The organism is Bacillus sp. FSL P4-0290, assembly GCF_037975435.1.
Lineage (GTDB): Bacteria > Bacillota > Bacilli > Bacillales > Bacillaceae > Bacillus > Bacillus subtilis.
In genome coordinates this window covers 1124951-1149723 of record NZ_CP150253.1, presented here as the reverse complement: position 1 = coordinate 1149723, position 24773 = coordinate 1124951, and the positions used below count along the sequence as shown (strand labels likewise).

Sequence of the window (24773 nt, the reverse complement as noted above, 5' to 3'; positions counted from 1 at the left end):
ATAAATGTTTTTATATTATGAAAAGTGTAAAAACGATTCTTCAGGTTAAAAGGAGCAGTCGAATGCAGAAATCGATATCATTTTTTGTCATTTTTTCAATCCTTTGGGGTTCGCTATTTCTGTTTTCTATTATTGGCAGCTTAGGGACAACCCCGATTCCGCTGACAAAGGACTCCAAATTTCTCATGTCCAGCATCCTCCCTCAGGGCTGGGGCTTTTTCAGCAAAAATCCGCGTGATACTGCAATCGGCTTATATGAGGCTGAAAATGCCAGCGCCAAGGTCAGATGGCCCAATATGAGGGCTGACAACCTATTCGGCCTGTATCGGTATGGGCGGTCACAAGGCGTTGAAATGGGCGTGATCTACAGCCAAGTCGGCAAGGAACAGTGGACAGCATGTAAAGAAAAGGACCTCGGCGCATGCAAAAGCAAAGCCAAAACCGTGCAATTAAAAACACCCGCTCCCCGCCCGCTGCTTTGTGGCAGCTACTATTTGACGAAAGAGGATATTGTTCCTTGGAGCTATTCTAAATACACCCCTTCGTCTTATCAGGTAAAAAGCATAGTCAAGGTTGTGATTTCATGCTCGAAAACATAAAACAGACCATCACCAGATGGGACGAAAGAAACCCGTGGACAAATGTATACGGCCTCGCGCGAAGCATCATTGCGCTATCCAGCCTGCTGACGCTGCTCATCAATCACCCGAGCCTCATTATGAAGCCAGCCAGCGGGATCAGCAGCTATCCAGCTTGTAAAATGAATCTCAGTCTCTTTTGCCTCGGCGAAAATAACTATATGATGTTAAATCTTTTCAGGTGGGTCTGCATTGTCATTCTGGTGCTTGTTGTCATTGGCTGGCGCCCCAGAATCACCGGGGTTCTGCATTGGTATGTCAGTTACAGTCTGCAGTCATCGCTGATCGTCATCGACGGAGGCGAGCAGGCAGCAGCCGTCATGACCTTTTTATTGCTTCCCATCACGCTGACCGATCCGAGAAAATGGCATTGGAGTACGAGACCTATAGAGGGCAAAAGAACACTTGGAAAAATAACAGCTTTTATTTCTTATTTTGTGATCAGAATCCAAGTGGCGGTGCTTTATTTTCACTCTACCGTCGCTAAGCTGTCTCAGCAGGAATGGGTGGACGGAACGGCCGTCTATTATTTCGCCCAGGAAAAAACCATAGGCTTCAACGGCTTTTTTCAGGCGTTAACGAAGCCAATTGTAACAAGTCCGTTCGTGGTGATTCCGACATGGGGGACGCTGCTGGTTCAAATTGTCATCTTCGCGGCGCTGTTTGCGCCGAAGAAGCATTGGAGATTGATTTTGATCATCGCTGTTTTTATGCATGAGATTTTTGCAGTCATGCTGGGCCTCATCAGTTTTTCGATTATCATGGCCGGCATTTTGATATTGTATCTCACTCCTATCGATTCCACGATTCAATTTACATATATTCGCAGACTGTTGTGGAATAAAAAACACAAGAAGGGAGAGGTTTCAGTTTGAAGAAGGCGTTTCTAGTATTTTTGTCGGTTGTATTGGTGACGACTGTGTTTTTGGTGAAGCAGCAAGAAAGTGTGGCACAGGCAAAGCAGCTTGAGTATTCAGGTGAGGAAATTTTTAAAGGCTTTGTGTTTGCCCAAGGGGAAGTTGGCAAACAGCTTCCAGAGGTCTTTAATAAAGCGATGACAGACAAACTCAACACAAAACAGGCAAAGGCTTTTGCCAATCAGGTTGTCGCTGATATTAAAAAAGAGGATGCTGACTTTTTTGATAACCTGAAGAAAGCTGTTTACAGCAAAGATGCATTGAAAGTGGATGAACTGCTGAAAAAAGCAGGTCAAATCGTTGAAGAAAAAGTAGAAGCTGCAAAGGAAATCGCCGCTTCTAAGGATGATACATCCAGAGTTCAGGCCGAGCTTGTCAACACTGTTGATACCGCTAACTATTTCTATTATGTTTCTTATGTTGCTGCAGCAGGTGCCCTGATTCTGATCATTCTCGCCATTGATATTACGCCGATTGCGATTTCAGACAATGTGGATCGCGAAATGGCAATCAGAACACTGGTTGATGAATTAAACTAGACATAAAAAAACGGCTCGCTCCGCAGTCTGCTGCAGGCGAGCCGTTTTCATGCTATTTTTTCTCGTATGTCCATCCATTTTCCTGATACACTTTTCCGTTTTTCATCAAATGGCCCAGTGCGCGTTTAAAGGCGGCTTTGCTCATATTAAAACGTTCTCTGATATCGTCAGGCTGGCTTTTGTCACTGTACGGCATGGCACCGTTTCTCATTCTCATATACGTTAGAATGCACTCAGCATCAACTGACATTGCATCCTGTTTTCTCGGAAGCAGCGACAAGTTGACTGAACCGTCTTCTTTCACTTGAATCACTCGGCCTGTGACTCTTGAACCCAGTCTTGGCTCCTCTTTTCTTTCTGACGGGTGAATAAAACAGCGGATACCGTCATCCGTGATCACGAATGAACCCGATGCGATCAGCCTGTACACCGTACCTGTCAGCTCTTTATTCATCAGATCTTCTGAAGCGTCGGTAAACAGTTCGCTGATGATATCTTCCGGCGCTGGTTTCGCAAACATGCGCCCCCGGTTCGTCACCTTCAGCATACAGTAAAGTTTGTCCCCTTTTTGCGGCCAGACATCTTCGTACGGCGGCAAATGCTCAGTTGCGACTAGTGCGTCCTTCGATAAACCGACATCAACGAAAACGCCCATATCTTCCACTTTATCCACCACTTCAACCCAGCCATATTCATCCGCGCTGATGACCGGAATTTTCATCGTGGCCGCAAGCCTTTCCTGCTGGTCGACGTATATAAAGACTTCTACTTCGTCTCTGTCCTCGATATCCTCAGTCATTTCACTGTTATGTAAGAGAATCGTATCTTCCCCATCGGTTAAAAAGTAACCGAAGTCGGTTTGGTGATCTATACTCAAGGTTAATTGCTGCCCTGGTCTCATGCTATCGTCCTTCCTGTTCCGCTTATTCCTCTGCGGATTTTGTTAACATTTTTTCCAATCATCACAAATTGATTCTTTGTTCTGTTGGAAGTTTCTCTTTATTCTACTATAATCAACACATAAGTTAAATGTTATGGAGGTTTTCATATGGCTAAAGAAAGCTCATTTGATATTGTATCCAAGGTGGAATTGCCTGAAGTGCAAAACGCAATCCAAATTGCACTGAAGGAAATCAGTACCCGATATGACTTTAAAGGCAGCAAAAGCGACATTTCTTTAGATAAAGAGGAGCTCGTCCTCGTTTCCGATGACGAATTCAAATTAAGCCAGCTGAAAGATGTGCTGGTCAGCAAATTGATTAAACGAAACGTACCGACAAAAAACATTGAGTACGGCAAGGTTGAAAACGCGTCAGGCGGAACGGTACGCCAGCGTGCAAAGCTTGTTCAAGGCATTGACAAGGACAACGCAAAAAAAATCAATACGATCATCAAAAACTCCGGACTGAAAGTAAAGTCTCAGGTGCAGGATGATCAAGTGCGTGTCACCGGAAAAAACAAAGATGACCTGCAGCAGATTATCTCAGCTGTGCGGGGAGCAGATCTGCCAATTGACGTTCAATTTATAAATTTCAGATAAATTTTCTGATTCCTATTGATTATTGTCTTTATTTTCGGTAAATTTGGAGAAAGGGAAAAACGCCAGGTATCTTTTGGCACTTCCTGACACGAAAATTTCATATCCGTTCTTATCAAGAGAAGCAGAGGGACTGGCCCGACGAAGCTTCAGCAACCGGTGTAATGGCGATCAGCCATGACCAAGGTGCTAAATCCAGCAAGCTCGAACAGCTTGGAAGATAAGAAGAGACAAAATCACTGACAAAGTCTTCTTCTTAAGAGGACTTTTTTTATTTCTCTTTTTTCCTTGCTGATGTGAATAAAGGAGGCAGACAATGGGACTTTTAGAAGATTTGCAAAGACAGGTGTTAATCGGTGACGGCGCCATGGGGACGCTCCTCTACTCCTATGGCATTGACAGGTGTTTTGAGGAGCTCAATATTTCAAAGCCGGAGGAAATTCAGCGCATACATAAAGCGTACGTTGAAGCGGGAGCCAACATTATTCAAACGAATACGTACGGGGCCAACTATATTAAATTATCCAGACACGGGCTTGAGGATGACATCAAAAAAATGAATCAGGAGGCCGTAAAGATCGCGCGGGCTTCAGCAGGCGATGCATACGTGCTTGGAACGATGGGCGGCATACGCACATTTAATAAAAACGCATACAGTCTTGACGAAATTAAGCGCAGCTTCCGCGAGCAGCTGTATCTGCTGCTGCATGAAGAGCCGGATGGCTTGCTGTTAGAAACATATTATGATTTGGAAGAAGCCCGTGAAGTGCTGAAAATCGCGCGCAAAGAGACTGATCTTCCGATTATGCTCAATGTCTCCATGCACGAGCAAGGCGTATTGCAGGACGGAACGCCGCTTTCTGACGCATTGCGCTCGATTGCGGATCTCGGAGCTGATATTGTCGGCATTAACTGCCGCCTCGGCCCTTATCACATGATTGAAGCGCTAAGCGAAGTGCCGATTTTTGATGACGTATTCTTATCCGTTTATCCGAACAGCAGTCTTCCTTCGCTTGAAGAGGGACGGCTCGTCTATGAAACAGACGACACGTATTTTCAAAACAGCGCGTCAGAATTCCGTAAGCAAGGTGCGCGGATTATCGGCGGCTGCTGCGGCACAACGCCGAATCACATCAGGGCGATGGCGGAAGCAGTTGGCGGGCTGGCTCCGATTACGGAAAAAGAAGTCAAAACCCGGGCCAAAGAATTCATTTCTGTTCATCACGAGCGAACCGAGCCCGGCCTGGATGAGATCGCAGCGAAAAAACGCTCTATTATCGTAGAACTGGACCCGCCGAAAAAACTAAGCTTTGACAAATTTCTATCGGCGGCTGCTGAATTAAAAGAAGCGGGAATCGATGCCCTGACACTCGCCGACAATTCTTTGGCGACCCCGCGGATCAGCAATGTTGCCTGCGGTGCCCTTGTCAAGCAGCAGCTCGATATGCGTTCCCTTGTCCATATTACGTGCCGTGACCGTAACATTATCGGCTTACAGTCACATTTAATGGGCCTTGATACGTTAGGGCTGAATGACGTGCTTGCTATTACAGGTGACCCTTCTAAAATCGGGGATTTTCCTGGTGCGACGTCTGTATATGATTTAACATCTTTTGATTTAATCAGGCTGATCAAACAATTCAATGAAGGTCTGTCTCTGTCTGGAAAACCGCTCGGCAAGAAAACGAATTTCTCAGTTGCCGCCGCATTTAATCCTAACGTCCGCCATCTGGATAAAGCGGTAAAACGGCTTGAGAAAAAAATAGATTGCGGCGCAGATTATTTTGTTTCTCAGCCTGTCTATTCCGAGCAGCAGCTTGTCGATATCCATAACGAAACAAAACATCTGAAGACGCCGATCTATATCGGCATCATGCCGCTGACAAGCAGCCGGAATGCCGAATTCATCCATAATGAAATTCCCGGCATTAAGCTGTCTGATACGATTCGCGAAAAAATGGCCCATGCCGGTGAAGATAAAGAAAAGCAAAAGGCGGAAGGCCTTGCAATTGCACGCTCCCTGCTGGATACGGCATGCGAGCTGTTTAACGGCATCTACTTGATAACGCCTTTCCTCAGATCTGACTTAACCGCTGAGCTCACTTCATATATTCAGCAAAAAGATGAGCAGCGCCAAAATATCTTTTTGCATTAATCCCTTTAAAGACTGTCTGATCCAATCGGACGGTCTTTTTCAACGGGATTCGTGTTACGATATAGAAAAACAGTCATGAGGAGGAACATTATGCTCGAAGTCAAAACCATTTCCGCGGAAGATACATATGAAATCCGGCATCGCATTCTGCGTCCCCATCAATCCATTGAACAATGCAAATATGAAGAGGATCATGCAAAAGGCTCCTTTCATCTCGGCGCGTTTTTTGAAGGAAAGCTGATCAGCATCGCTTCTTTTTCCCCGCAAAATCAGCCATTAATAAAAGAATCCCCAGCATATCGGCTGAGAGGCATGGCAACGCTTGAAGGATATCGCGATCAAAAAGGCGGGAGCACGCTGATCAAACACGCGGAAGAGAAACTGGCGGAGAACGGCGTTCAGGCAGTCTGGTGCAATGCCAGAAGCCATGTGAAAGGCTACTATTCAAAGCTTGGGTGGGAAGTACTCGGCGAACCGTTTGAGATTCCCGGCATAGGCACTCATATCATCATGTATAAAAAACTCGAAACAAGCAGGTGATCTGTATGAGGGTAATCGATAAGCTGATTAAGCTTCATGAAGAACATATCCCTAGTCTATTGCGGCTTTGCAGGCAAGCCGGGTGGCCGGATTACGGCGAACAAGAGCTGGCACTGCTTGTCCAGCAAGGACGCTTTTTCGGCTATCAAAATGTCAGCGGTGAGATGATTTCCTGCATCGGCTTGTTTTTGTTTGGCCGTCTTGCTTCTATCGGCCTCGTGATCGTGGACAAAGAATATCAACGGCTCGGTCTCGGTCGGCGTATGGTAAACGCCTGTATCACCCAAACGGATGAAAACACCGCCATCAGGCTTTGCGCCACAAAAGAAGGTTTGCCGCTTTATGAAAAAGCAGGTTTTCATACGGCAGGTTCAGTGCGAAAGTACAGCTGTCATAGTTTTCAACCTTATACAAAAAAGCTTGATGCTGAACTGACATCCTTTAGAGAACAAGACTTTCACGACTTAACCGCGGCGGATCTGGCTGCCTTTGGCGGAGATCGATCAAACCTTTTGCAGCAGCTTATTTCTGCTTCATGCGAATGTATCATCGCCCGAAATCAGGACGGACAGCTAATTGGCTACGGACTTTCTGTACAGACACCGGCCAATTTGAAATTCGGCCCTATCATCGCTCCATCATCAGATGTTGCAGCACAAATAATTAACAGGCTGGCGGCCGGCAAACAAGGGCCGATGCGAATCGATATACCGAGTGAACACACGTCTCTGCATGACAGCCTGATAGAAATGGGATTTCTTAAAGATGATGAACCTCCGCTTTTGTTCTATCAGAAAAAAGCGCCTATTCAAAATGGACACATATATGCTTTGATTTCACAGGCTCTCGGTTAACCCTCTTTTTTCCCGAACAGGTATCTTCTGTTCGGTTTTTTGCTGTCTGATCGCTGAATAAACGAAGCCATCAGGGACATTCTAAGCAGAAGAAAAGGAGTGTGCTCTGAGATGGAATCATCAAAACAAAATAACGGAATGACGATTGTAGCAATCGGTTCAATCCCTTTAATATTAACCCTAGGAAACTCGATGCTTATTCCGATTTTGCCAAAAATGAAATCTGAACTTCATTTATCACAATTTCAAGTCAGTCTCGTGATCACAGTATTTTCCTTGATTGCAGCATTTGCGATTCCGATTGTCGGTTATCTCGCAGACCGATTCTCAAGGAAAGTCATCATTATTCCCTGCTTAATTTTGTATGGTGCCGGCGGTTTGTTAGCCGGGTTTGCGGCAGGTTTTTTTGACAATGCATACCCTTGGGTCATGGCAGGACGAGCGTTACAGGGAATCGGGGCAGCCGGAACCGGCCCAATTGCCATGGCACTGACGGGAGATCTGTTTAAAGGCGCCCAGGAGAGCAAGGTGCTCGGCCTTGTTGAAGCTTCAAACGGCATGGGGAAAGTGCTATCGCCGATCATTGGCTCGCTGATCGCCCTGCTTGTCTGGTATGGTGCGTTTTTTGCCTTTCCTGTGTTTTGTATCATTTCGATCGTACTGACTTGGATTTTTATTAAAGAAAAGAAAAAGGAAAAAGAACCGCCACCAATCGGAAAATATGCAAAAGGGCTGTTAAGTGTCTTTAAACATGAGGGCAGATGGCTGTTTACCGCTTATTTAGCCGGTGCGACCTGTTTGTTTACTTTATTCGGCATCCTGTTTTATCTCTCAGATGTTCTTGAAAAAACATACGACACCGACGGCGTGAAAAAAGGCTTGATTTTAGCGATCCCGCTTTTGGTTATGTGTGTGACGTCCTATACAACAGGAAGCAAAATCGGGCAAAAGCAATCGTTAATGAAAAAGCTGATCGTACTTGGATTGGCGTTCATGACCGTATCCTACGCGGCACTGTCATTCATTGAAAATCTTGTCCTTTTTATCAGTGTTCTTGTACTGAGCAGCATAGGCTCAGGTCTTGTCCTTCCTTGTGTGAACAGTTTCATTACCGGGGCTGTCGGCAAAGAAAGACGGGGATTTGTCACCTCGCTGTACGGCTCTGTACGTTTCTTAGGGGTAGCGATCGGTCCTCCGATTTTCGGCCGCCTGATGCAATGGTCCAGACCCGGCATGTTTTTAAGCATCGCGGGATTGACTCTCGTTGTCGGGATTCTTGTGATGATGCTCATCCATGTGAAGCAAAACAATGAAGAAACAAAAGAAAAAGAAGACCCTAAAATGGCTGGCAATCGGCTCCAGCCCGCTGAGGAAAGGTAGCACCCAGTGTGAAAATTGTACGGATTGAAACCTTTCCGCTATTTCACCGATTAGAAAAGCCATACGGAGATGCCAATGGGTTTAAACGATATCGGACTTGTTATCTCATCAGGATTATCACCGAAAGCGGGATAGACGGCTGGGGAGAATGCGTTGATTGGCTCCCTGCTCTCCATGTCGGTTTTACGAAGCGGATCATCCCATTTCTATTAGGAAAACAGGCTGGCAGCCGCCTGTCATTAGTGCGCACGATTCAAAAATGGCACCAGCGGGCGGCCTCCGCTGTAAGCATGGCGCTGACAGAGATTGCAGCCAAAGCTGCGGATTGTTCGGTTTGCGAATTATGGGGCGGGCGATACAGAGAGGAGATTCCTGTGTACGCGTCTTTTCAATCGTACTCAGACTCCCCGCAATGGATCAGCCGCTCAGTCTCCAATGTTGAAGCCCAGTTGAAAAAAGGTTTTGAGCAAATCAAAGTCAAAATTGGCGGGACTTCATTCAAGGAGGATGTCCGGCACATCAATGCGCTGCAGCATACAGCAGGCAGCTCCATTACGATGATTCTGGACGCAAACCAAAGCTACGATGCCGCTGCGGCTTTTAAATGGGAGCGCTATTTCTCCGAATGGACGAACATTGGCTGGCTTGAGGAGCCTTTGCCCTTTGATCAGCCGCAGGATTACGCTATGCTTCGAAGCCGTTTGTCTGTTCCTGTTGCCGGCGGAGAAAACATGAAAGGCCCGGCGCAATATGTGCCTCTCCTTTCACAGCGCTGTTTGGATATCATTCAGCCCGATGTCATGCATGTCAACGGAATTGATGAGTTTCGGGACTGCCTCCAGCTCGCGCGTTATTTCGGCGTCAGAGCATCCGCCCATGCATATGACGGATCGCTCTCACGGCTCTATGCTTTATTTGCACAAGCCTGTCTGCCCCCATGGTCTAAAATGAAGTACGATCACATTGAACCGATCGAGTGGGACGTCATGGAGAATCCTTTTACAGATCTCGTCAGCCTGCAGCCTTCAAAAGGAATGGTCCACATCCCGAAAGGAAAAGGCATTGGAACAGAGATCAATATGGAGGTCGTCAATCGCTACAAGTGGGATGGCTCAGCATATTAAGCTGGGCCATTTCTTTATTTTGAGACATAAATAATGGACAGCCTCATAAAATGAAAACAGCGGACAAGTCTTTTCATAAAGGAGCAAATGACTTAATGGCTGAACTGCTGATGAAAGCAAAACTTACGTTTATGATTGTCGTAGGCGGCGTACTACAGGGACTCGGCATGTCCTTGTTTTTATTTCCGCATGATATTCCGACAGGCGGTGCAGCAGGTATTGCGGTGCTATTGCATTATCTGTTTCAAATCCCCCACGGATTTTCAGTGTGGGCTGTGAATGTATCAATGCTTTTTACCGCTTTAAAATGGCTGGAGATGAGAACATTCACCGGCACCCTCGCTTCTATCACCGTCACCTCTGTCTCGGTATTGATCTTTGATGCGGTTTTTCCGGATATCACATCTAATCTGTGGCTTGATCTGGCAAGCGGCGCAGTGTTATTGGGACTCGGCATCGGACTTTTATACAAATATAAAATTTCGAACGGAGGATTCGGAGCCCTTGCTCTGATGATTTCTATCTACCGCGGCGGGAATCCCGGAACGATCCTGCTCATCATGAATTGCATCATTTTTATGGTCACCGCGTCTATTATTGACTGGGGCATCGTCATTCAAGCCCTCATATGCCAGGTGATATCGACAAGAGTCATCGACTTCATCTACAACATCCGCCTGACCTCTCTTCCCTATCTCACGCCTATGTACCGCCATAAAAAATAATAGGCAGAGGCTCTCTTCACGACGAGAGCCCCGCAGCCGCTGTTTTACAGAAAAAAGGTATCGGATCTTAGCCCTAAACGCAGCGTTTCCAACGCGATGGCATCATGAAATGGAATATTGGCCAGATTCACATTCGGCCCGATTTTTTGAATAAACCCTTGCTGAAGCGTTTTGTTAGGCGCTTCAAAAATCAGCCTGTTGATATCAATATCCGAGGAAATGATGTCGTCAACAATTTGAAACCTGACATCGCCGCTGCTGGAACAGATCCCTCCCGTTCCGCTTTCTCTGGCTTCTGTAATCACTTTTTCCGCGCCCGCTTCCATATCCTCAACGATATATTCAAGCCATTCCTCAGAGCTTTGCCGGCTTGCTAATTCCGCATCCTTGCTGCCCACCTCACTGAGCACAAGAAATTCATCAGAAAAATCGGCAATGTAAGCCGCTTTCTCTTTATTTGTCATCGGGAGCGTACCGTTTGAAATCTCAATATATTCACAGCCGAAATAGGTGCAGTACCGATGAAATTCATTCACTTTTTTCTGGCTTACGTACTTTTCAAACAGTGTGCCGCCAAAGAAAAATGTAATGTCATGTTCTTTCAGTGTGCTGATTTTTTCTTCAAGATCTTTCGTAAGTAATGATGTGCCCCAGCCGAATTTCACAAAATCAATATAGTCGGACGCTCCGGCTATGACATCTTTGAAAAATTGCAAGGGATAGCCGTTATCAATTAAAATGGACTGCCCGGTTTCTCTCGGCTTATTTGTTCTCACTGGCAATTCTAGTGAAAAATCATTCATATTATGACCCTCTCTATCGTTGGAACTTCTCCATCTTGTTTCACTTTCATCACAAAATCGCCCGTCAGTTCTTTTGCACAGTAAGCGATGTCCTCCGAATCAAATAATGGCTGGCGGCGGTCAAAAAATTTCTCTGCAACAGAAGAGCCTTTTATTCTTTGAATCGCCTCCTCAGCCGTTACCGCATTTGTCCCTTCAATGATGCCTTTGATATACTCCGCACACGCCATATCGTCATCACCGGATGGATGGGAAGCCACTATGTTTATGACACAATCGTTTGCGACGAGCTTTTTCACATGCTGTGCCGTTGTTTTGGCATTGGAAAATCCAGTTACGAACAGATGCTTTGCGTTCAGCGCCCCCAATGCTGCTGTGACGCCGTTTGTTGTTTTCTGGATCAGGCTTTTATCCGTCATATTCTGCCCAGCCATACGTTTTGGAGAATTATCTAAATCAAATCCGCTGATACCGACCCCCTTTTCCTCTCCCGTCAAAACATAATCCGGATAGGTGTCTTTCAGCGCAAAGGCTTCATCAGCTGTCCGGACCAACAAAATCTCTTTCGCCCCGCCGATAAACGCATAATGGGCGACCGTAAAGGCTCTGATGACATCAATGACGATGTTAATGTCCGCCGGGGCAAGCGAATGATGATGCCCCTGATAAATGGCAATCGGCATACTACCTCTCCTTGGGCATAAAACCATTTTGCTAAAAAGCATATTCAGCCGGGCTCTTAATGGTTCCGCACCTCATTTTAGGCGGGCGCGGCACCTAAAACCTGAACCTTTATGCAAAAAATGAATAGTCTGCCTATAACTCGATCAATAGATAAAAAAAGCAGATGCAAACGGGGGGAAAACATTGAACGAAACCATCACATATGACACTTGGAACGACATGCTGTCCAAACGGATAACGGATCAATTGATCGATGAGCTCGATGTGTTGAAATGGGCTTACCGAACGTACGGAGAAAAGATTGTGTACGCCTGCAGCTTTGGCGCAGAAGGAATGGTGCTTCTCGACTTAATATCAAAAATCAACAAAAATGCACACATCATCTTTTTGGATACCGGGCTTCATTTTCAGGAAACATATGAGCTGATCGAGACCGTCAAAGAGCGATATCCGGGATTTGCAATCCAGATGCTCGAACCCGAGCTGAGCTTAACAGAACAGGGGACGAAGTACGGCGGAGAGCTGTGGAAGCATAACCCGAACCTCTGCTGCCAATTGCGGAAAATCGAACCGCTCAAAAAGCACCTGTCCGGCATGACAGCTTGGATTTCAGGACTGCGCCGGGAGCAGTCACCAACGAGAAAGCATATTCAATACGTAAACCTGGACCAGAAGTTTGAGCTCATCAAAATTTGCCCGCTTATCCACTGGACATGGGATGACGTTTGGACGTACATCCGCCTGCACAATTTGCCTTATAACAAACTGCACGATCAACATTATCCGAGCATAGGCTGTGAAATGTGTACACTGCCTTCCCCGGACCCGAACGATGAGAGGGCTGGAAGATGGGCCGGACGGGAGAAAACAGAATGCGGCCTGCATCAAGAATAGCGGATGGCAGGTTCTTGATGTGAGAATCGAAATGATGTTAAGGCGCTGATGTCAAACTTTCATTAAGTGCAGAAAAGAAAACAAGGAAACGTATAAATGGAGGTTGAACACGTTGAATGGAAACGAACCCCACGGAGGGGTATTAATCAACCGCTGTGATCCCGCATGCCATTTTGAAGGGTGCGCGTGCCAAGCAGAGCTGGATCAGCTTGCACTGAGTGATCTGGAGCTTATTGCGATCGGCGGCTACAGCCCGTTAACAGGTTTTTTGGGAGAAAAAGATTATCATTCCGTTGTGAAAGAGATGAGGCTGGCAAACGGCTTGCCGTGGAGCCTGCCGATTACGCTGCCTGTCGGAGAAAAAACAGCAAGACAGCTGTCTGCCGGAGATCACGTCAAGCTTGTGAAAGACGGTGTTACCTACGGCATGATCACAGTCACCGATATATACCAGCCTGATAAAACACAAGAAGCACTGTCTGTTTTTAAAACAAACGATCCTGCCCACCCAGGCGTAAAAAAATTGCTGGCGCGCCCGGATTACTATATCGGAGGGCCTATCACGGTCAGCCGCCTGCCTGACAAATCTTTCAAACAGTTTTATGCAACGCCCGCAGAAACAAGAGCGGCCTTTCAAAAACTCGGCTGGAAAACGATTGTCGGCTTTCAAACCAGGAACCCTGTTCACAGAGCGCATGAATACATTCAAAAAACAGCGTTAGAAACGGTCGACGGTCTGCTGCTTCACCCACTTGTCGGAGAAACAAAGTCAGACGATATCCCCAGCGATATCAGAATGGAGAGCTACCAGGCTTTGCTTAATCACTATTATCCAAAGGATCGTGTCATGTTATCGGTTTTCCCTGCCGCCATGCGTTATGCAGGTCCGCGGGAAGCGATTTTCCATGCGCTCGTCCGAAAAAATTACGGCTGCACCCATTTTATTGTAGGCCGTGATCACGCGGGTGTCGGCAGCTACTATGGAACATACGACGCCCAAAATATTTTTCAATCATTCACAGAGGAAGAGCTGGGCATCAAGCCGCTGTTTTTTGAGCACAGCTTTTATTGCCGAAAATGCGGAAACATGGGCACCTCCAAAACATGTCCGCACAGCCCGAGAGACCACATCCACTTATCAGGCACAAAAGTGAGAGAGCTTCTCCGCCAAGGCAAAAAGCCGCCTAAAGAATTCAGCCGGCCTGAGGTCGCAGCCGTGCTGATCAAGGGACTTCACCAACAGCCTGTTGCCATCAAGCAAAACAGCGGGGAATTGCAATGACACACAATCCGAACATCATTTGGCATCCCGCTGCCATCTCAAAGTCTGACAGACAGTCCTTAAACGGACACAAAAGCTGCGTCCTCTGGTTTACAGGTTTGTCCGGCTCTGGAAAATCGGTGCTGGCCAATGCAGTCGATGAAAAGCTTTACCGCAAGGGCATTCAGAGCTACGTGCTTGACGGTGATAATATCCGCCACGGCTTAAACAAAGATCTTGGATTTCAGACTGGTGACAGGATTGAAAACATCCGCCGGATCGGAGAAGTGGCGAAGCTGTTTGTCGACAGCGGGCAAATGATTTTAACGGCTTTTATTTCTCCATTCAGAGAGGATCGGGACATGGTTAGAGCGCTCTTTCCTAAAGGTGAGTTCTTCGAAATTTATGTGAAGTGCCCGCTGCATGTTTGTGAACAGCGCGATCCAAAAGGGCTTTATAAAAAAGCGCGAAACGGAGAGATCAAACATTTCACCGGGATCGATTCTCCGTATGAAGCGCCGCTTTCACCCGATTTCATCATTGAGTCTGACCAGACTTCTATTTCCGATGGAGCTGATCTCATCATTAACGCACTGCAAAACAGAGGAATTATATAAAAAACCCGATCAATGTCGGGTTTTTTCTTATGAGTTGGAGAACTGCGCAATCAAACTGTTAATCTTCTCTTTTTCCTCATAAAATGCTCCGTGCCCGCTGTTTGCAAACGGAACCAATTCCGACTGTTTGATGCCGCGCTTCAATTCTTTCGCAAAATCAAACGGCGCAATTCTATCCTTTCTCCCGTGCAGGATCAGCGTCGGCACCTTGATTGCAGCAAGTTCCTTTCTGAGATCTTCGTCTCTTAATGCGATGCCCGAGTGGATCGTCCCGTAGGAGGAGGCCTCCAGCATCAGATTGAGAAACCACTGTCTAAGCTCTGGAGACACTTTTTTCTCAAAAAACTGTTTCCCTAAATCAGCCAGTGTTTTGGGCCGATCAGCTTTGAACAATTCAATCATATCGTCAATATCCTGCTTCCTCATCCCGTACGGATAACCCGGGCGTTTTGTAAACGCGGGGGCCGCTGCAGACAGTAAAATCAGCTTATCAACATCGGCTCCTTCATGCCTTGCCATATAACGGATTGCAATGGCGCCGCCCATTGAAAAACCGGCAAGAATCGCATTCTCAAGCTGCAGCGTATAAATGACTGCTTTCACATCATCGGCCATCGTGTCATAATCGTAGCCTTCCCAAGGGCGGTCAGATTGCCCATATCCCCGTAAATCAACGCCGATAAAACGAAATCCCCTTTTCGGAAGCTCATTCATTTGATATTCAAACATCTTATGATTCAACGGCCACCCGTGCAAAAAGATGATCGGCCTTCCATGTCCGATATCCTCTACAAACAGTGTCACATGCTCCTCGGTTTTGATGTAATGCCCCATTCCGCATTCCTCCTGTTCCCTTTGGCTTTCCCGGCCTGTAAACGCCTTGACGTATAGGAAGCTTTCCATTTATGCTTACAAAACAAGCTGGCTGCTGTACCAAGAAAAGGCTCTTCACGATTTACTATATGTATCAATTTCCTTAACGATCTATTAAATTGAACCCGGAAGCCTCTGTTTTTCGGGCAGCAAAGGATGTCATCACATGAATAAAATCGCAATTCAAAAACCGAACATACCGGAAAACCTGCAAACCGCAGATTTTCATGATGCCGTGACGCAGGATGATGTAATCAGCATGCATTTGTTTGAAGATTGTACAATCTGCGGCGAAGATATCGAAAGACTCTGTGTGGAAAAAACGGTATTCAGAAATGTCGTCTTTATCGATGTGTCTTTTCGGCATATTGAACTGACCGATGTGATCTTTGAAAAATGTGATTTATCAAACGCCGATTTCAGCGGGGCTGTCATTCACAGAACTTCAGTTAAGCAGTCAAAAATGGTTGGAATGAATGTGGCGGAAGCAACGCTGCGGAATGTTTCATTCGAGGAATGCCACGGACATTTCAGCTCATTTTCGTACTCAAATATGAAACAAGTTCGATTTGATCACTGTGCTCTTATGCAAAGTGAATGCAGCAATACGGTGCTCCAGCAGACACACTTTGACGGATGCGAATTAGAAGGCGCCAGCTTTACCGGCACGTCCCTTCAAAACATGGACATCAGCACGTGCCGTTTTGAACAGCTTCATGTCTCCCTCGACAAATTGAAAGGCTGCAAAATCGCACCTGAGCACGCGATTGCCTTCGCCAGGTCACTGGGAGCTGTCATCGTATAACCAAAGCTTAGGACATCATCAGGCGGCGTGCTGTTTCAGCTGCCGCTTTAATGCCAGTTTCCAAATCTCCAAGAGATGCATAGGAATATGACAGCCTGATGCTGTTTCGGTCTTCACCGTCATAAATGTAGCCGGGATTCACAAGCACCTGCCGTTTCAGCAATCCATAAAAGAAACGGCTGACAGGCAGGTTTTTGTGAAATGTCACCCAAATATAAAAGCCGCCTGCGGGAATCCGCCACGTGGCAATGTCCCCGGCATACCGCTCGAGAAAATGAACGGCGGCGTCTCTCCTTTCTTTAAGCTTCCTGCGTACCCAAGTCAGATGCTCTTCATAATACCCCTGTGACAGCCACTCGGCAGCCGCCCACTGGGACAGGCCGCTTGATCCGTAGTCTGTCTGCATTTTAATGTCCGCCAGCCTTTCAATAACCGGCTCCGGACCGGCAAGCCAGCCGATTCGCAGACCGGGGCTAACCGTTTTTGAAAACGTGCCCAGATACAGAATATTGCCCTCATGATCCATTGCTTTCAACGGCTGCGGAGGTTTTTCTTCAAACCATAAATCACCGTACGCATCATCCTCAATGATGGGCAGCTGCTCTTTTTTTGATAGGCTGATGATCTCTTTCCTTCGCTGCTCTGACATGACTGTGCCTGTCGGATTATGAAACGACGGAATCGTGTAAAGCAGCTGTCCTCCATATTGTTTTCGATTAGAAGAAACAAGCCCCGCTTTGACCCCTTCATCATCCATCGGCAAGCCGCGAAGCCGCATCCCAGCTGATTGAAATACATGCAAGGATTGAAGGTAGGACGGCTTCTCCGTCAAAATGACAGAATCTCGTTTTAAAAGTCCAATTGAGATGAGCTGAAGTGCCTGAAGTGCACCGGACACAATTAAAATTGCAGACGGTGACACATGGATCTTCTTTCCTTTTAAATGGTCGGCCACTGCCTCCCGCAGCTGACGGTTTCCTTTCGGCTGCTCATATCCTAAAGACAGGACGCCCGGATTGATTTGCTGAAACATCCGTCCAATTGTGTCAGCAGGCACAAGATCCGGTGAAAGTTCTCCAGTTCCTAATCTGATGATATCCGCTCTTGGTTCGTTCTGATTAATAGCTTGAATGATGGAAGAATTGGCGCGATGAATGCCCGAACGGACGTAATCGCTCCAATCAAGCGGAGGCTCAGCCGCCAGCACGCTCCAAGTACTGTTTACAACCTTCGTACCGCCGCCTCTTCTTCCCTCTAACAAGCCTTGAGACGTGAGTTCATCTATGGCTGCTGTGACTGTGCTGCGGTTGACTTGAAACATGTCGGCCAGCGTTCTCTGTGAGGGGATTTTCGTCCCTACAACCCACTCTCCGTGAAGAATCTTGTCTTTCATATATTGTTCGATCTGCCGATGCAGCGGAACATCCGACTTTCGGCTTGGCTGCCATTGCGACAAGGTCATGCCCCCCTTTTTTACACATTATACATTTGGCTGGTTTCTAACCCAACCAAATGGCTGGAGACTTTAGTGACAATCTCTCTTATGATTGAAAAAAAATGTGAAAGGAGCTTTTTCAGCATGAATGCAATCATTCACGGAATTGTGCTCGCGTTTGGCTTAATTTTGCCGCTGGGAGTGCAGAATGTGTTTATTTTTCAGCAAGGCGCGTGGCAAAAGCATATTTGGCGGGCTCTCCCAGCTGTCATCAGTGCTTCAGTCTGCGATACCCTGTTAATCGTATTAGCCGTTGCGGGCGTGTCTGTCATTGTGCAGGAGCTGCCTGTGTTTGAGACAGTCATGATGGCCGGCGGATTTTTATTTTTGCTCTATATGGGCTGGGTGACTTGGAACAGCCGTCCGAACACAAGCCAAAACGAGAAACATACGTTCACACCAAAAAAGCAAGCTGCGTTTGCGGCCGCTGTTTCTCTTTTAAACCCGCATGCCATTCTGGACACGATCGGCGTCATCGGCACGAGCTCTCTTCAATATTCGGGGCTTGAGAAATGGCTCTTTATGGCCGCCTGCATCGCTGTGTCTTGGATTTGGTTCATCAGCCTTGCAATAGCGGGTCGGTTGTTTCAGACGATAGATACGAGCGGCAGGCTTATGCTGATCGTAAACAAATGCTCTGCAGCGGTAATGTGGGCAGCGGCAGGATATTTTGGGGTGTCACTCTTTTGCAATTGAAGGAGAAACAGATGAAAAAAACGAATTTCTTAGAAAAGGGGGCATGCTGATGACTGATGCAAAACAGTTTTATGACTATCATTCTTGGTCAAACAAGAAAATATTTACCCATATCGAAAACCTGCCGGAGGAAACTGCCTATCAAGAAGTAAAGAGCGTATTTCCTTCTGTCAGCGACGTGCTGCTTCATATGTGCAGGGCTGACTACATTTGGCTGAATGTTCTTTCGGGAGTGGCCTACCAAGAGATTATAGACAGCGCAGGCAAATTAGAGTCCGCGCAAGGTAATATGGCAGCGATTAAACAGCACGCTGCCGAGCTGGAGTCACAGTATCATGATTTCTTCAGCCGCCAGACGGACTTAGAACAGACCTTCACAATGCAGCATCCGAAACTAGGTACACTGGAATCAACCTATGCAGACACCATCCTGCATGTCGTCAATCACGGCACTTACCACAGAGGAAACGTAACCGCCATGCTGAGACAGCTGGGCCATTCAGGCGTACCTACTGATTATATGTACTATTTATATGAGAAAAGAGAAAGCAAGGGCTAAAATGTCCTTGCTTTTTTTTGCGGAAAGCCTCAAATGCAACACATTAGCTTTTACATACCTGTATAAGCGCGCTTCACATCAAGCTGTACGGGCCTGCCGCTCTTATAGGAATTGGTCGCCGCGATGCCCACTTCTAAATTGATCGTCGCATCGATATCTGTCACAATCGGTGTTTTTCGATCCCGGACACACTCGGCAAAATGCTGAAGCTCCAAGCAGTAGGCTTCATGAAAACGAGTTTGAAAGTCTGGAATGATATCAAAACTGCTCCCTTTAGCCGATAGGATGGTCACATGTTGATGTCTCAATGTTCCTATGAAAATACTGCCCTCTGTCCCGATCACCTCCGCCCGAATGTCATGTCCATATGGAGAGGTTCTGCTTGCCTCGACGTCCCCCGCTGCGCCGGAGTCAAATTCAATATACGTCAGCGCCTGATCCACATCACCGTACTGCTCCATAAACGGATTGTTCAGAATCCTGCCGTGTCCTGAAACAGAAGTGATTTCCGCCCCTAGCAAATAACGGGCAATATCATAGTCATGGATGGAACAGTCAATAAAAATCCCACCGCTGTGTTTGATAAATTCTGCGGGAGGCGCGCCTTGGTCGCGCGTAAAGCCTTTATAATAGATAGGTTTGCCGATTTCTCCAGCGTCGATCCGCCGTTTGGCATCTGCGTATGCTGGATCGAACCGTCTCATAAAGCCGACTTGGCAGATGACACCTGTCTCCTGCACTTTTTCAGAAACTGCTCTAGATTCCTCAAGGCTTAATGTCAGCGGTTTTTCAACAAAGATCTGTTTGCCGTTCTCGGCAGCTTTGATGATCATATCACCATGTGTGCTTGTCGGCGTTACGATAATGACAGCGTCAATGCCGGTATCTTCTAACACTTCATACGGGTCCTCTGACCATTTTTCGATACCGAGTTCTCTGGCAACCTGCTCCGCTCTCCCTTTTAACGGATCACCGACACTAACCAGCTTTGCCCCCGGCACACTGGTGACGAGATTTTTCGCATGATAATAACCGAGCCTCCCTAATCCCAATACTGCACATCTTACTTGATGTTCCACGTCCCATCCTCTCCTTTATCTCATTTCAGGCTCGCTTCGAGAAAGCGCTTTCTCTTAACAGCTAAAAAAACAGCGGTTCTATCCGCTTTACCATTTTGCGCAAGCGCTTTCTCAAAAGATGGTTTTATTTTACACTGCCTTTGGTTTACACGCAATATGTTTTTTTGGCTTCAACTGTCATAATGAAAAAACCCGCTCATTAGCGGGCTCATGTGTTGAGCGGTGATGTAGAATGTCTGACTACAAGCTCAGGCGGGAGCACTATTTTTTGTTTCGCCTTTCGTTTTCCCTCTATTGCTTCTGCCAGCAGTTCGATGACGCTCCGCCCCATCTCTTTTATCGGCTGGGCTACGGTTGTCAGGGGCGGAGCCGCCATTTCTGCGAGTATCGTATTATCAAAACCAATGATAGAAAGATCATCCGGCACTTTTATGCCTCTTATTCTCGCAGCTTGTATGGCGGCACAAGCCAATACGTCGTTGAAGGCAAAAATAGCAGTCGGAGCGTTTCTGTCGAGCAATTTTCCCGCTTCTTCCTTGCCGCTTTCCAAGGAAAACCGCGTCTGGATGATAAGTGATTCATCAATGGGCACGCCCGCTTCCTCCATCGCCTGACGGAAGCCTTTGATTCTATTTTTTTCGCCTGTCGTTGACCCGTCTCCAATAATGCAGGCGATGTTCGTGTGGCCGAGTGACAGAAGATGCTTGGCAGCCTCATATCCGCCACGAACGTCATCTATCACAACAATATCCATCGGAAGAAGCGGCTTATCCTGAGAAATCATGGCAATCGGAATTTGTTCACTGGCGATTTCCTCCAAAGCAGACATACTGTCATGGCTTTCAATCCCTGTTGCAAAAATAATGCCATCCACCTTTTTCTGTTTCAGCACAGAAAAATACTTTGTTTCTTTTTTCGGATCGTAATCGGTGCTGCAAATCAACATTTGAAAACCGAGCTCATCCGCTCTTTCCTCAATGCTTTTGGCCAGTTCGCCGTAAAACGGATTTGAAATATCAGGCGCCACGAGAGCAATCATATTCGTTCGTTTTCCCGTTAACGCCGCGGCGTGAACATTGGGCGTGTATGCCATTTCATTCATGACATTCATGACCTTCTGCCGTGTTTTATCGCTGATTCTCCCCGTATTGTTTATCACACGGGACACAGTTGTGATCGAGACACCCGCCGCCTTTGCCACATCGTAAATTGTTGTTTTCATGTTCATCCCTCGTCTGGTTATTGAACTTTCCGGCTGACAATTTTCCGGTATTCAATTGGTGAAATGCCTTCTATCTGCTTAAAGAGTTTTGAAAAGTATGTCGGATCTTCCATTCCGACCGTTTCCGCAATAACGCCCATTTTATCATTTGTAGAGGATAAAAGACGCTTCGCTTCCGTCATTCTCACCCGGTTCGTGTATTGTGCCGGAGTTACGCCGAGCACCTGCTGCATGCAGCGGCTCACATAATCCTGATGATAGTGAAGGGCGAGCGACAGATCCTTGATTGTCGTCTTTTCCTTATAGTGCTCCTGTAAGTACCGGGCCGCCTCCCAGGCTACCCGCTCTTTCGCAGACGGTATTTGGAACGCTTCTTTTTGAAGATGCAGCATCAGCTCCTCAAATAAGATTTGCTTTCTGAGCGGCAAATCAGAGTTTTCCGCGGAGTAATCGATCAGCTTTTCAAACTGCTGCGCCATAAACTGCGGGCGCTGCACCTTGCCTTTTCTCGGCAAGGCCAATCTGTAGCGGGCCGGCTCTTCGAAGCTCCCTTTTTCCTGCTGAAGCTCAGACCAGTTGCTGCCTCCCTTTGCCGTAAATTCATATCGATGTTCATCGAAGTGAAGCCAATAGTAGGAGGTTGCTTCATCACTGCCCTTCGTCCCGTAGTGTTCAAGACCGGGAGAAAGCAAGATGTACTCGCCGCCTTCAACAGAAAACGATGTTTCATTTTCCGTTATATATAACGTTCCCTGTTTGACATATATCAGATCAAACACGGAGAATACACGTTTCACATGGGTTTCTCCTTTTTTAAAAACCCCTTCCCCAGCTGCGATAAATACCGGAAAAGGCGGGACTGTAAACAGGATGCGAGGCATTTGAATCATCCTCCTTTTTAAGTCGGATTTTTACAAGAAGTATCGTTTCTATCCCTTTTTATTATAAGGAAATGGAGGTACACTTTAAAACGTTGATTTTATTTACGAAAGGGGTTAGACACTATGAAACAAGCTGTCTTCAAATCAACTGCTTTGAAAAAACCCGCTGACAAAACGTTCTCATTATTTTCGCTTACTTGGCCGATCTTTATTGAGGTCTCATTATATATGTTTATGGGTAATGCCGATACACTGATGCTCAGCCAATACTCGGATAACAGCGTGGCAGCAGTCGGCGTCAGCAACCAGATTTTAAATTTAATTATCGTGATGTTCAGCTTTATCGCAACAGGAACGACCGTTATCATTTCACAATTTCTAGGCTCACGGCAAAAGAAAGAAGCCATGGAAGTCGCTTATGTGTCAATCGGCGCCAACTTCTTCATCAGCCTGGCCATCAGCGCCGTCGTCTTTTTCGCGGCTGTCCCTCTGCTTCATATGATGGGATTATCAGACGCACTGATGCCTGATGCGAAAGTCTTTTTACAAGTTGTCGGAGGTCTGTCCTTTATTCAGGCTTTAATCATGACATTCAGCGCGATCTTAAAAAGCTACGGCTACACAAAAGATACAATGTTTGTCACTATCGGCATGAACATTTTAAACATTGCCGGAAACTTTGTTGTGATTTTCGGTTTGTTCGGCTTTCCTGTTCTCGGCGTTGCCGGTGTGGCCATGTCCACATCTATCGCCCGTGTCATCGGATTAATCGCGATGATTGTGATTGTCAACAAACGCATCCAGCTGAAGATGTCGCTGAAAAAAGTCTTTCATATGCATAAAGAGCATTTGCGCAAGCTGCTGAAAATCGGCATTCCTTCTGCGGGAGAGCAGCTTTCATACAACCTTTCGCAAATGATTGTCACGTATTTTATCGCCATCATGGGCGCGCAGGCGTTGACAACAAAAGTGTATACGCAAAATATTACGATGTTTATTTTGCTGTTCGGCACTGCGATCAGCCAGGGTACACAAATCTTAATCGGCCGTTATATCGGCGGCAAACAATTTGATGCCGCTTATGAGCGCTGCATGAAGAGCTTATATTGGGCACTCGGAATTGCTGCGGCTACCTCTGTTTTGATGACGATCTTTTCAAAAGACCTGATCGGACTCTTCACACAAAGCCCTGACATTATAGCAACTGCAAGCCTATTGATTGCCATGACCATTATCCTTGAACCAGGCCGCTCGTTTAATGTCATTATCATTAACTCTCTGCGGGCCGCGGGGGATGCGAAATTCCCGGTTTACATGGCAATGATTTCAATGTGGGGCATTGGCCTCCCGCTTGCTTATCTTTTCGGCATCCACCTCGGTTTCGGTCTTGCCGGCATTTGGATTTCTTTTATCGCGGATGAATGGGTCCGGGGAATCTTAATGTACAGAAGATGGCGCTCACGTATCTGGATACAAAAAGGTATGGCGTAACACCCGGCTCAATCAAGGCCGGGTGTTTTTTAGATATCAGAGAGAATCTGCTTCACTTCGGTCTCTGTGAGAGCGAAGTGATATTGAAATACATCGTGCTGCTTCGCCCGGATTTTTTCTAAAACAGCCCGGTGCAAATGAAGAGCGGCTTTCACCGTTTTTTGAGAATACTGCGGAAATAGCGGCAAGGCATCCTGACACTCTTCAAGGTAGGCTTCTGCTTCAAAAGCGATATACTCCCACGTCATTGTGAACGCTTTATTTACGGTGCCTTTTTGGAGATCAGCCTCTGTATAGCCGAATTGCTGCATTACCTGACGGGGAATGCGGTTTTTTTGCTGATCTGTGCCAAGATCACTTAAGAAGCGAACCAGCTGTATGGCCAAGCCGAGAGAGACGGCTGCTTGTTTGAGCTGATCTTGTTTTCGGCGTGTCAGTATCGGCAGCAGCATCAATCCGGCAGAACCGCCCGTCCGATATGCGTACATGAGCAGTTCATCAAGGTCATCATACGGCTTGGCGTCTTCTTTTTGTGCGGCAATAAACTCCTGAAAAGGTTCGCTTTCCAATGTAAAGGTCCGATACGCATGATCAAAAGCCTTCCATAGATGTTGATTACCGTTATTTGTCCTTTGGTAAACATGATCAGCTTTAGCTTCAAATGCGGGCAATACCTTTTCGTCTGCACTGGCCGCCGTGTGGCAAAACGACAATACTGCCCAAGAGGCTTGTCTTTGCTTTAGCGGAAGATATGATAATGCTTTGAAACAGGCTGGCGCGTATTCGCCAACAATCTGTCCGCATTGCTGGTAAGCTTCCTTTATCTCTTTCATTTTTCTCACTCCTATGTATCACTGCTTCTTCAAGTCTAGTATGTTTTTTCCTAATTGTATATGAAGAAAATGCCGATTCTTACTTTGTAAAAGTAACAAGACACACAGCATCATCGACGAGATATGCATTATTATTTTTAATGCCATACAACAGGTAGAATGTAAACATTT

24 protein-coding genes, 2 pseudogenes and 1 riboswitch are annotated in these 24773 nt (G+C 46.5%); of the genes and pseudogenes, 17 read left to right on the top strand and 9 right to left on the bottom strand.

The window, feature by feature from the left end:
* Positions 1–62 precede the first annotated feature (62 nt).
* Genes MKY10_RS05910 through MKY10_RS05900 form a run of 3 tightly spaced genes read left to right on the top strand, consistent with a single transcriptional unit; the run spans position 63 to position 2094 of the window.
* On the top strand, positions 63–599 hold the full coding sequence (locus tag MKY10_RS05910; protein WP_003245405.1) for an SdpA family antimicrobial peptide system protein: 537 nt from the start codon (positions 63–65) through the stop codon (positions 597–599).
* Positions 584–1513, top strand: a complete 930-nt coding sequence (locus MKY10_RS05905; protein ID WP_032730460.1) for a sporulation-delaying protein SdpB family protein — start codon at positions 584–586, stop codon at positions 1511–1513. The genes MKY10_RS05910 and MKY10_RS05905 overlap by 16 nt, the downstream gene beginning before the upstream one ends.
* Complete coding sequence (locus tag MKY10_RS05900) at positions 1510–2094, top strand: sporulation delaying protein family toxin (protein WP_003244950.1); 585 nt, start codon at positions 1510–1512, stop codon at positions 2092–2094. The genes MKY10_RS05905 and MKY10_RS05900 overlap by 4 nt, the downstream gene beginning before the upstream one ends.
* A gap of 52 nt (positions 2095–2146) precedes the next feature.
* Here MKY10_RS05900 and MKY10_RS05895 read toward each other — a convergent pair.
* A pseudogene (locus tag MKY10_RS05895) lies at positions 2147–3044 on the bottom strand (S1 RNA-binding domain-containing protein).
* Between the two features lie 98 nt (positions 3045–3142).
* On the opposite strand from MKY10_RS05895, the gene MKY10_RS05890 reads away from it, so the two are divergent.
* The 7 genes from MKY10_RS05890 to MKY10_RS05860 all read left to right on the top strand — a co-directional run bounded on the left by MKY10_RS05890 (position 3143) and on the right by MKY10_RS05860 (position 10409).
* The gene (locus MKY10_RS05890; RefSeq protein ID WP_014479415.1) at positions 3143–3634 is read left to right on the top strand and encodes a YajQ family cyclic di-GMP-binding protein; all 492 of its coding nucleotides are present in this window, start codon (positions 3143–3145) and stop codon (positions 3632–3634) included.
* A 106-nt stretch (positions 3635–3740) separates the two neighbouring features.
* Positions 3741–3858: riboswitch (SAM riboswitch) on the top strand.
* Positions 3859–3947: 89 nt separating this feature from the next.
* Positions 3948–5786 carry a bifunctional homocysteine S-methyltransferase/methylenetetrahydrofolate reductase gene (locus tag MKY10_RS05885; protein ID WP_003245847.1) on the top strand — a complete coding sequence of 613 codons (1839 nt, stop codon included), beginning with the start codon at positions 3948–3950 and terminating at the stop codon, positions 5784–5786.
* A gap of 90 nt (positions 5787–5876) precedes the next feature.
* The gene (locus tag MKY10_RS05880; protein ID WP_041345512.1) at positions 5877–6326 is read left to right on the top strand and encodes a GNAT family N-acetyltransferase; all 450 of its coding nucleotides are present in this window, start codon (positions 5877–5879) and stop codon (positions 6324–6326) included.
* A gap of 5 nt (positions 6327–6331) precedes the next feature.
* A complete protein-coding gene (locus tag MKY10_RS05875; protein WP_015252386.1) occupies positions 6332–7180 on the top strand; it encodes a GNAT family N-acetyltransferase in 849 nt (282 codons plus the stop codon).
* Positions 7181–7291: 111 nt separating this feature from the next.
* Positions 7292–8560: an MFS transporter gene (locus MKY10_RS05870; protein WP_003233041.1), complete on the top strand. Its 1269-nt coding sequence runs from the start codon at positions 7292–7294 to the stop codon at positions 8558–8560.
* Positions 8561–8568: 8 nt separating this feature from the next.
* Positions 8569–9684, top strand: a complete 1116-nt coding sequence (locus MKY10_RS05865) for a mandelate racemase/muconate lactonizing enzyme family protein (RefSeq protein WP_015252387.1) — start codon at positions 8569–8571, stop codon at positions 9682–9684.
* A gap of 95 nt (positions 9685–9779) precedes the next feature.
* Positions 9780–10409, top strand: a complete 630-nt coding sequence (locus MKY10_RS05860) for a YitT family protein (RefSeq protein WP_009966972.1) — start codon at positions 9780–9782, stop codon at positions 10407–10409.
* A gap of 44 nt (positions 10410–10453) precedes the next feature.
* Here MKY10_RS05860 and MKY10_RS05855 read toward each other — a convergent pair whose 3' ends face one another.
* Both MKY10_RS05855 and MKY10_RS05850 read right to left on the bottom strand, forming a co-directional pair.
* Entirely contained in the window at positions 10454–11212 is a 759-nt protein-coding gene (locus MKY10_RS05855) for a phosphosulfolactate synthase (RefSeq protein ID WP_015252388.1), read from the bottom strand.
* Complete coding sequence (locus tag MKY10_RS05850) at positions 11209–11895, bottom strand: 2-phosphosulfolactate phosphatase (RefSeq protein WP_046160265.1); 687 nt, start codon at positions 11893–11895, stop codon at positions 11209–11211. Before MKY10_RS05850 ends, MKY10_RS05855 begins: the two co-directional genes overlap by 4 nt.
* Positions 11896–12079: 184 nt before the next feature.
* On the opposite strand from MKY10_RS05850, the gene MKY10_RS05845 reads away from it, so the two are divergent.
* From MKY10_RS05845 to cysC, 3 genes are all read left to right on the top strand, one after another.
* A complete protein-coding gene (locus tag MKY10_RS05845; protein WP_015252390.1) occupies positions 12080–12790 on the top strand; it encodes a phosphoadenylyl-sulfate reductase in 711 nt (236 codons plus the stop codon).
* 112 nt (positions 12791–12902) lie between these two features.
* Positions 12903–14072 (top strand): sulfate adenylyltransferase, encoded by a 1170-nt coding sequence (sat, locus tag MKY10_RS05840; RefSeq protein ID WP_015252391.1) that lies wholly within the window; start codon positions 12903–12905, stop codon positions 14070–14072.
* A complete protein-coding gene (cysC, locus tag MKY10_RS05835; protein WP_003245829.1) occupies positions 14069–14668 on the top strand; it encodes an adenylyl-sulfate kinase in 600 nt (199 codons plus the stop codon). The genes sat and cysC overlap by 4 nt, the downstream gene beginning before the upstream one ends.
* A gap of 27 nt (positions 14669–14695) precedes the next feature.
* Here the strand turns inward: cysC and MKY10_RS05830 are convergent, their stop codons facing one another.
* Positions 14696–15502 (bottom strand): alpha/beta hydrolase, encoded by an 807-nt coding sequence (locus MKY10_RS05830; RefSeq protein WP_003245141.1) that lies wholly within the window; start codon positions 15500–15502, stop codon positions 14696–14698.
* A gap of 205 nt (positions 15503–15707) precedes the next feature.
* On the opposite strand from MKY10_RS05830, the gene MKY10_RS05825 reads away from it, so the two are divergent.
* Positions 15708–16346 carry a pentapeptide repeat-containing protein gene (locus tag MKY10_RS05825; protein WP_015252392.1) on the top strand — a complete coding sequence of 213 codons (639 nt, stop codon included), beginning with the start codon at positions 15708–15710 and terminating at the stop codon, positions 16344–16346.
* 7 nt (positions 16347–16353) lie between these two features.
* Here MKY10_RS05825 and MKY10_RS05820 read toward each other — a convergent pair whose 3' ends face one another.
* A complete protein-coding gene (locus MKY10_RS05820; protein WP_015252393.1) occupies positions 16354–17808 on the bottom strand; it encodes a PLP-dependent aminotransferase family protein in 1455 nt (484 codons plus the stop codon).
* A gap of 66 nt (positions 17809–17874) precedes the next feature.
* On the opposite strand from MKY10_RS05820, the gene MKY10_RS05815 reads away from it, so the two are divergent.
* Together MKY10_RS05815 and MKY10_RS05810 are read left to right on the top strand one after the other, a co-directional pair.
* On the top strand, positions 17875–18537 hold the full coding sequence (locus tag MKY10_RS05815) for a LysE/ArgO family amino acid transporter (RefSeq protein ID WP_015252394.1): 663 nt from the start codon (positions 17875–17877) through the stop codon (positions 18535–18537).
* Between the two features lie 49 nt (positions 18538–18586).
* A complete protein-coding gene (locus MKY10_RS05810; RefSeq protein ID WP_015252395.1) occupies positions 18587–19096 on the top strand; it encodes a DinB family protein in 510 nt (169 codons plus the stop codon).
* Positions 19097–19146: 50 nt separating this feature from the next.
* Here the strand turns inward: MKY10_RS05810 and iolX are convergent, their stop codons facing one another.
* The 3 genes from iolX to MKY10_RS05795 all read right to left on the bottom strand — a co-directional run bounded on the left by iolX (position 19147) and on the right by MKY10_RS05795 (position 22278).
* Positions 19147–20175 carry a scyllo-inositol 2-dehydrogenase gene (iolX, locus tag MKY10_RS05805; RefSeq protein ID WP_015252396.1) on the bottom strand — a complete coding sequence of 343 codons (1029 nt, stop codon included), beginning with the start codon at positions 20173–20175 and terminating at the stop codon, positions 19147–19149.
* A gap of 208 nt (positions 20176–20383) precedes the next feature.
* The gene (gene degA / locus MKY10_RS05800) at positions 20384–21397 is read right to left on the bottom strand and encodes a transcriptional regulator DegA (RefSeq protein WP_003245813.1); all 1014 of its coding nucleotides are present in this window, start codon (positions 21395–21397) and stop codon (positions 20384–20386) included.
* A gap of 17 nt (positions 21398–21414) precedes the next feature.
* Positions 21415–22278 carry an AraC family transcriptional regulator gene (locus MKY10_RS05795; protein ID WP_015252397.1) on the bottom strand — a complete coding sequence of 288 codons (864 nt, stop codon included), beginning with the start codon at positions 22276–22278 and terminating at the stop codon, positions 21415–21417.
* Between the two features lie 123 nt (positions 22279–22401).
* Between MKY10_RS05795 and MKY10_RS05790 the strand changes: the two genes are divergently transcribed.
* Positions 22402–23769 (top strand): MATE family efflux transporter, encoded by a 1368-nt coding sequence (locus MKY10_RS05790; RefSeq protein WP_003233074.1) that lies wholly within the window; start codon positions 22402–22404, stop codon positions 23767–23769.
* Between the two features lie 29 nt (positions 23770–23798).
* Here MKY10_RS05790 and farP read toward each other — a convergent pair.
* Positions 23799–24624 (bottom strand): annotated as a pseudogene (gene farP / locus MKY10_RS05785) (farnesyl diphosphate phosphatase).
* Between the last annotated feature and the right edge of the window lie 149 nt (positions 24625–24773).

Excerpts from the sequence above, each read along its gene's own strand:
- MKY10_RS05910 (WP_003245405.1), top strand. The coding sequence starts at position 63 with ATGCAGAAATCGATATCATTTTTTGTCATTTTTTCAATCCTTTGGGGT.
- MKY10_RS05905 (WP_032730460.1), top strand. The coding sequence starts at position 584 with ATGCTCGAAAACATAAAACAGACCATCACCAGATGGGACGAAAGAAAC.
- MKY10_RS05890 (WP_014479415.1), top strand. The coding sequence starts at position 3,143 with ATGGCTAAAGAAAGCTCATTTGATATTGTATCCAAGGTGGAATTGCCT.
- MKY10_RS05885 (WP_003245847.1), top strand. The coding sequence starts at position 3,948 with ATGGGACTTTTAGAAGATTTGCAAAGACAGGTGTTAATCGGTGACGGC.
- MKY10_RS05880 (WP_041345512.1), top strand. The coding sequence starts at position 5,877 with ATGCTCGAAGTCAAAACCATTTCCGCGGAAGATACATATGAAATCCGG.
- MKY10_RS05875 (WP_015252386.1), top strand. The coding sequence starts at position 6,332 with ATGAGGGTAATCGATAAGCTGATTAAGCTTCATGAAGAACATATCCCT.
- MKY10_RS05870 (WP_003233041.1), top strand. The coding sequence starts at position 7,292 with ATGGAATCATCAAAACAAAATAACGGAATGACGATTGTAGCAATCGGT.
- MKY10_RS05860 (WP_009966972.1), top strand. The coding sequence starts at position 9,780 with ATGGCTGAACTGCTGATGAAAGCAAAACTTACGTTTATGATTGTCGTA.
- MKY10_RS05855 (WP_015252388.1), bottom strand. The coding sequence starts at position 11,212 with ATGAATGATTTTTCACTAGAATTGCCAGTGAGAACAAATAAGCCGAGA.
- MKY10_RS05850 (WP_046160265.1), bottom strand. The coding sequence starts at position 11,895 with ATGCCGATTGCCATTTATCAGGGGCATCATCATTCGCTTGCCCCGGCG.
- cysC (WP_003245829.1), top strand. The coding sequence starts at position 14,069 with ATGACACACAATCCGAACATCATTTGGCATCCCGCTGCCATCTCAAAG.
- MKY10_RS05830 (WP_003245141.1), bottom strand. The coding sequence starts at position 15,502 with ATGGGGCATTACATCAAAACCGAGGAGCATGTGACACTGTTTGTAGAG.
- MKY10_RS05825 (WP_015252392.1), top strand. The coding sequence starts at position 15,708 with ATGAATAAAATCGCAATTCAAAAACCGAACATACCGGAAAACCTGCAA.
- MKY10_RS05820 (WP_015252393.1), bottom strand. The coding sequence starts at position 17,808 with ATGACCTTGTCGCAATGGCAGCCAAGCCGAAAGTCGGATGTTCCGCTG.
- MKY10_RS05810 (WP_015252395.1), top strand. The coding sequence starts at position 18,587 with ATGACTGATGCAAAACAGTTTTATGACTATCATTCTTGGTCAAACAAG.
- degA (WP_003245813.1), bottom strand. The coding sequence starts at position 21,397 with ATGAAAACAACAATTTACGATGTGGCAAAGGCGGCGGGTGTCTCGATC.
- MKY10_RS05795 (WP_015252397.1), bottom strand. The coding sequence starts at position 22,278 with ATGCCTCGCATCCTGTTTACAGTCCCGCCTTTTCCGGTATTTATCGCA.
- MKY10_RS05790 (WP_003233074.1), top strand. The coding sequence starts at position 22,402 with ATGAAACAAGCTGTCTTCAAATCAACTGCTTTGAAAAAACCCGCTGAC.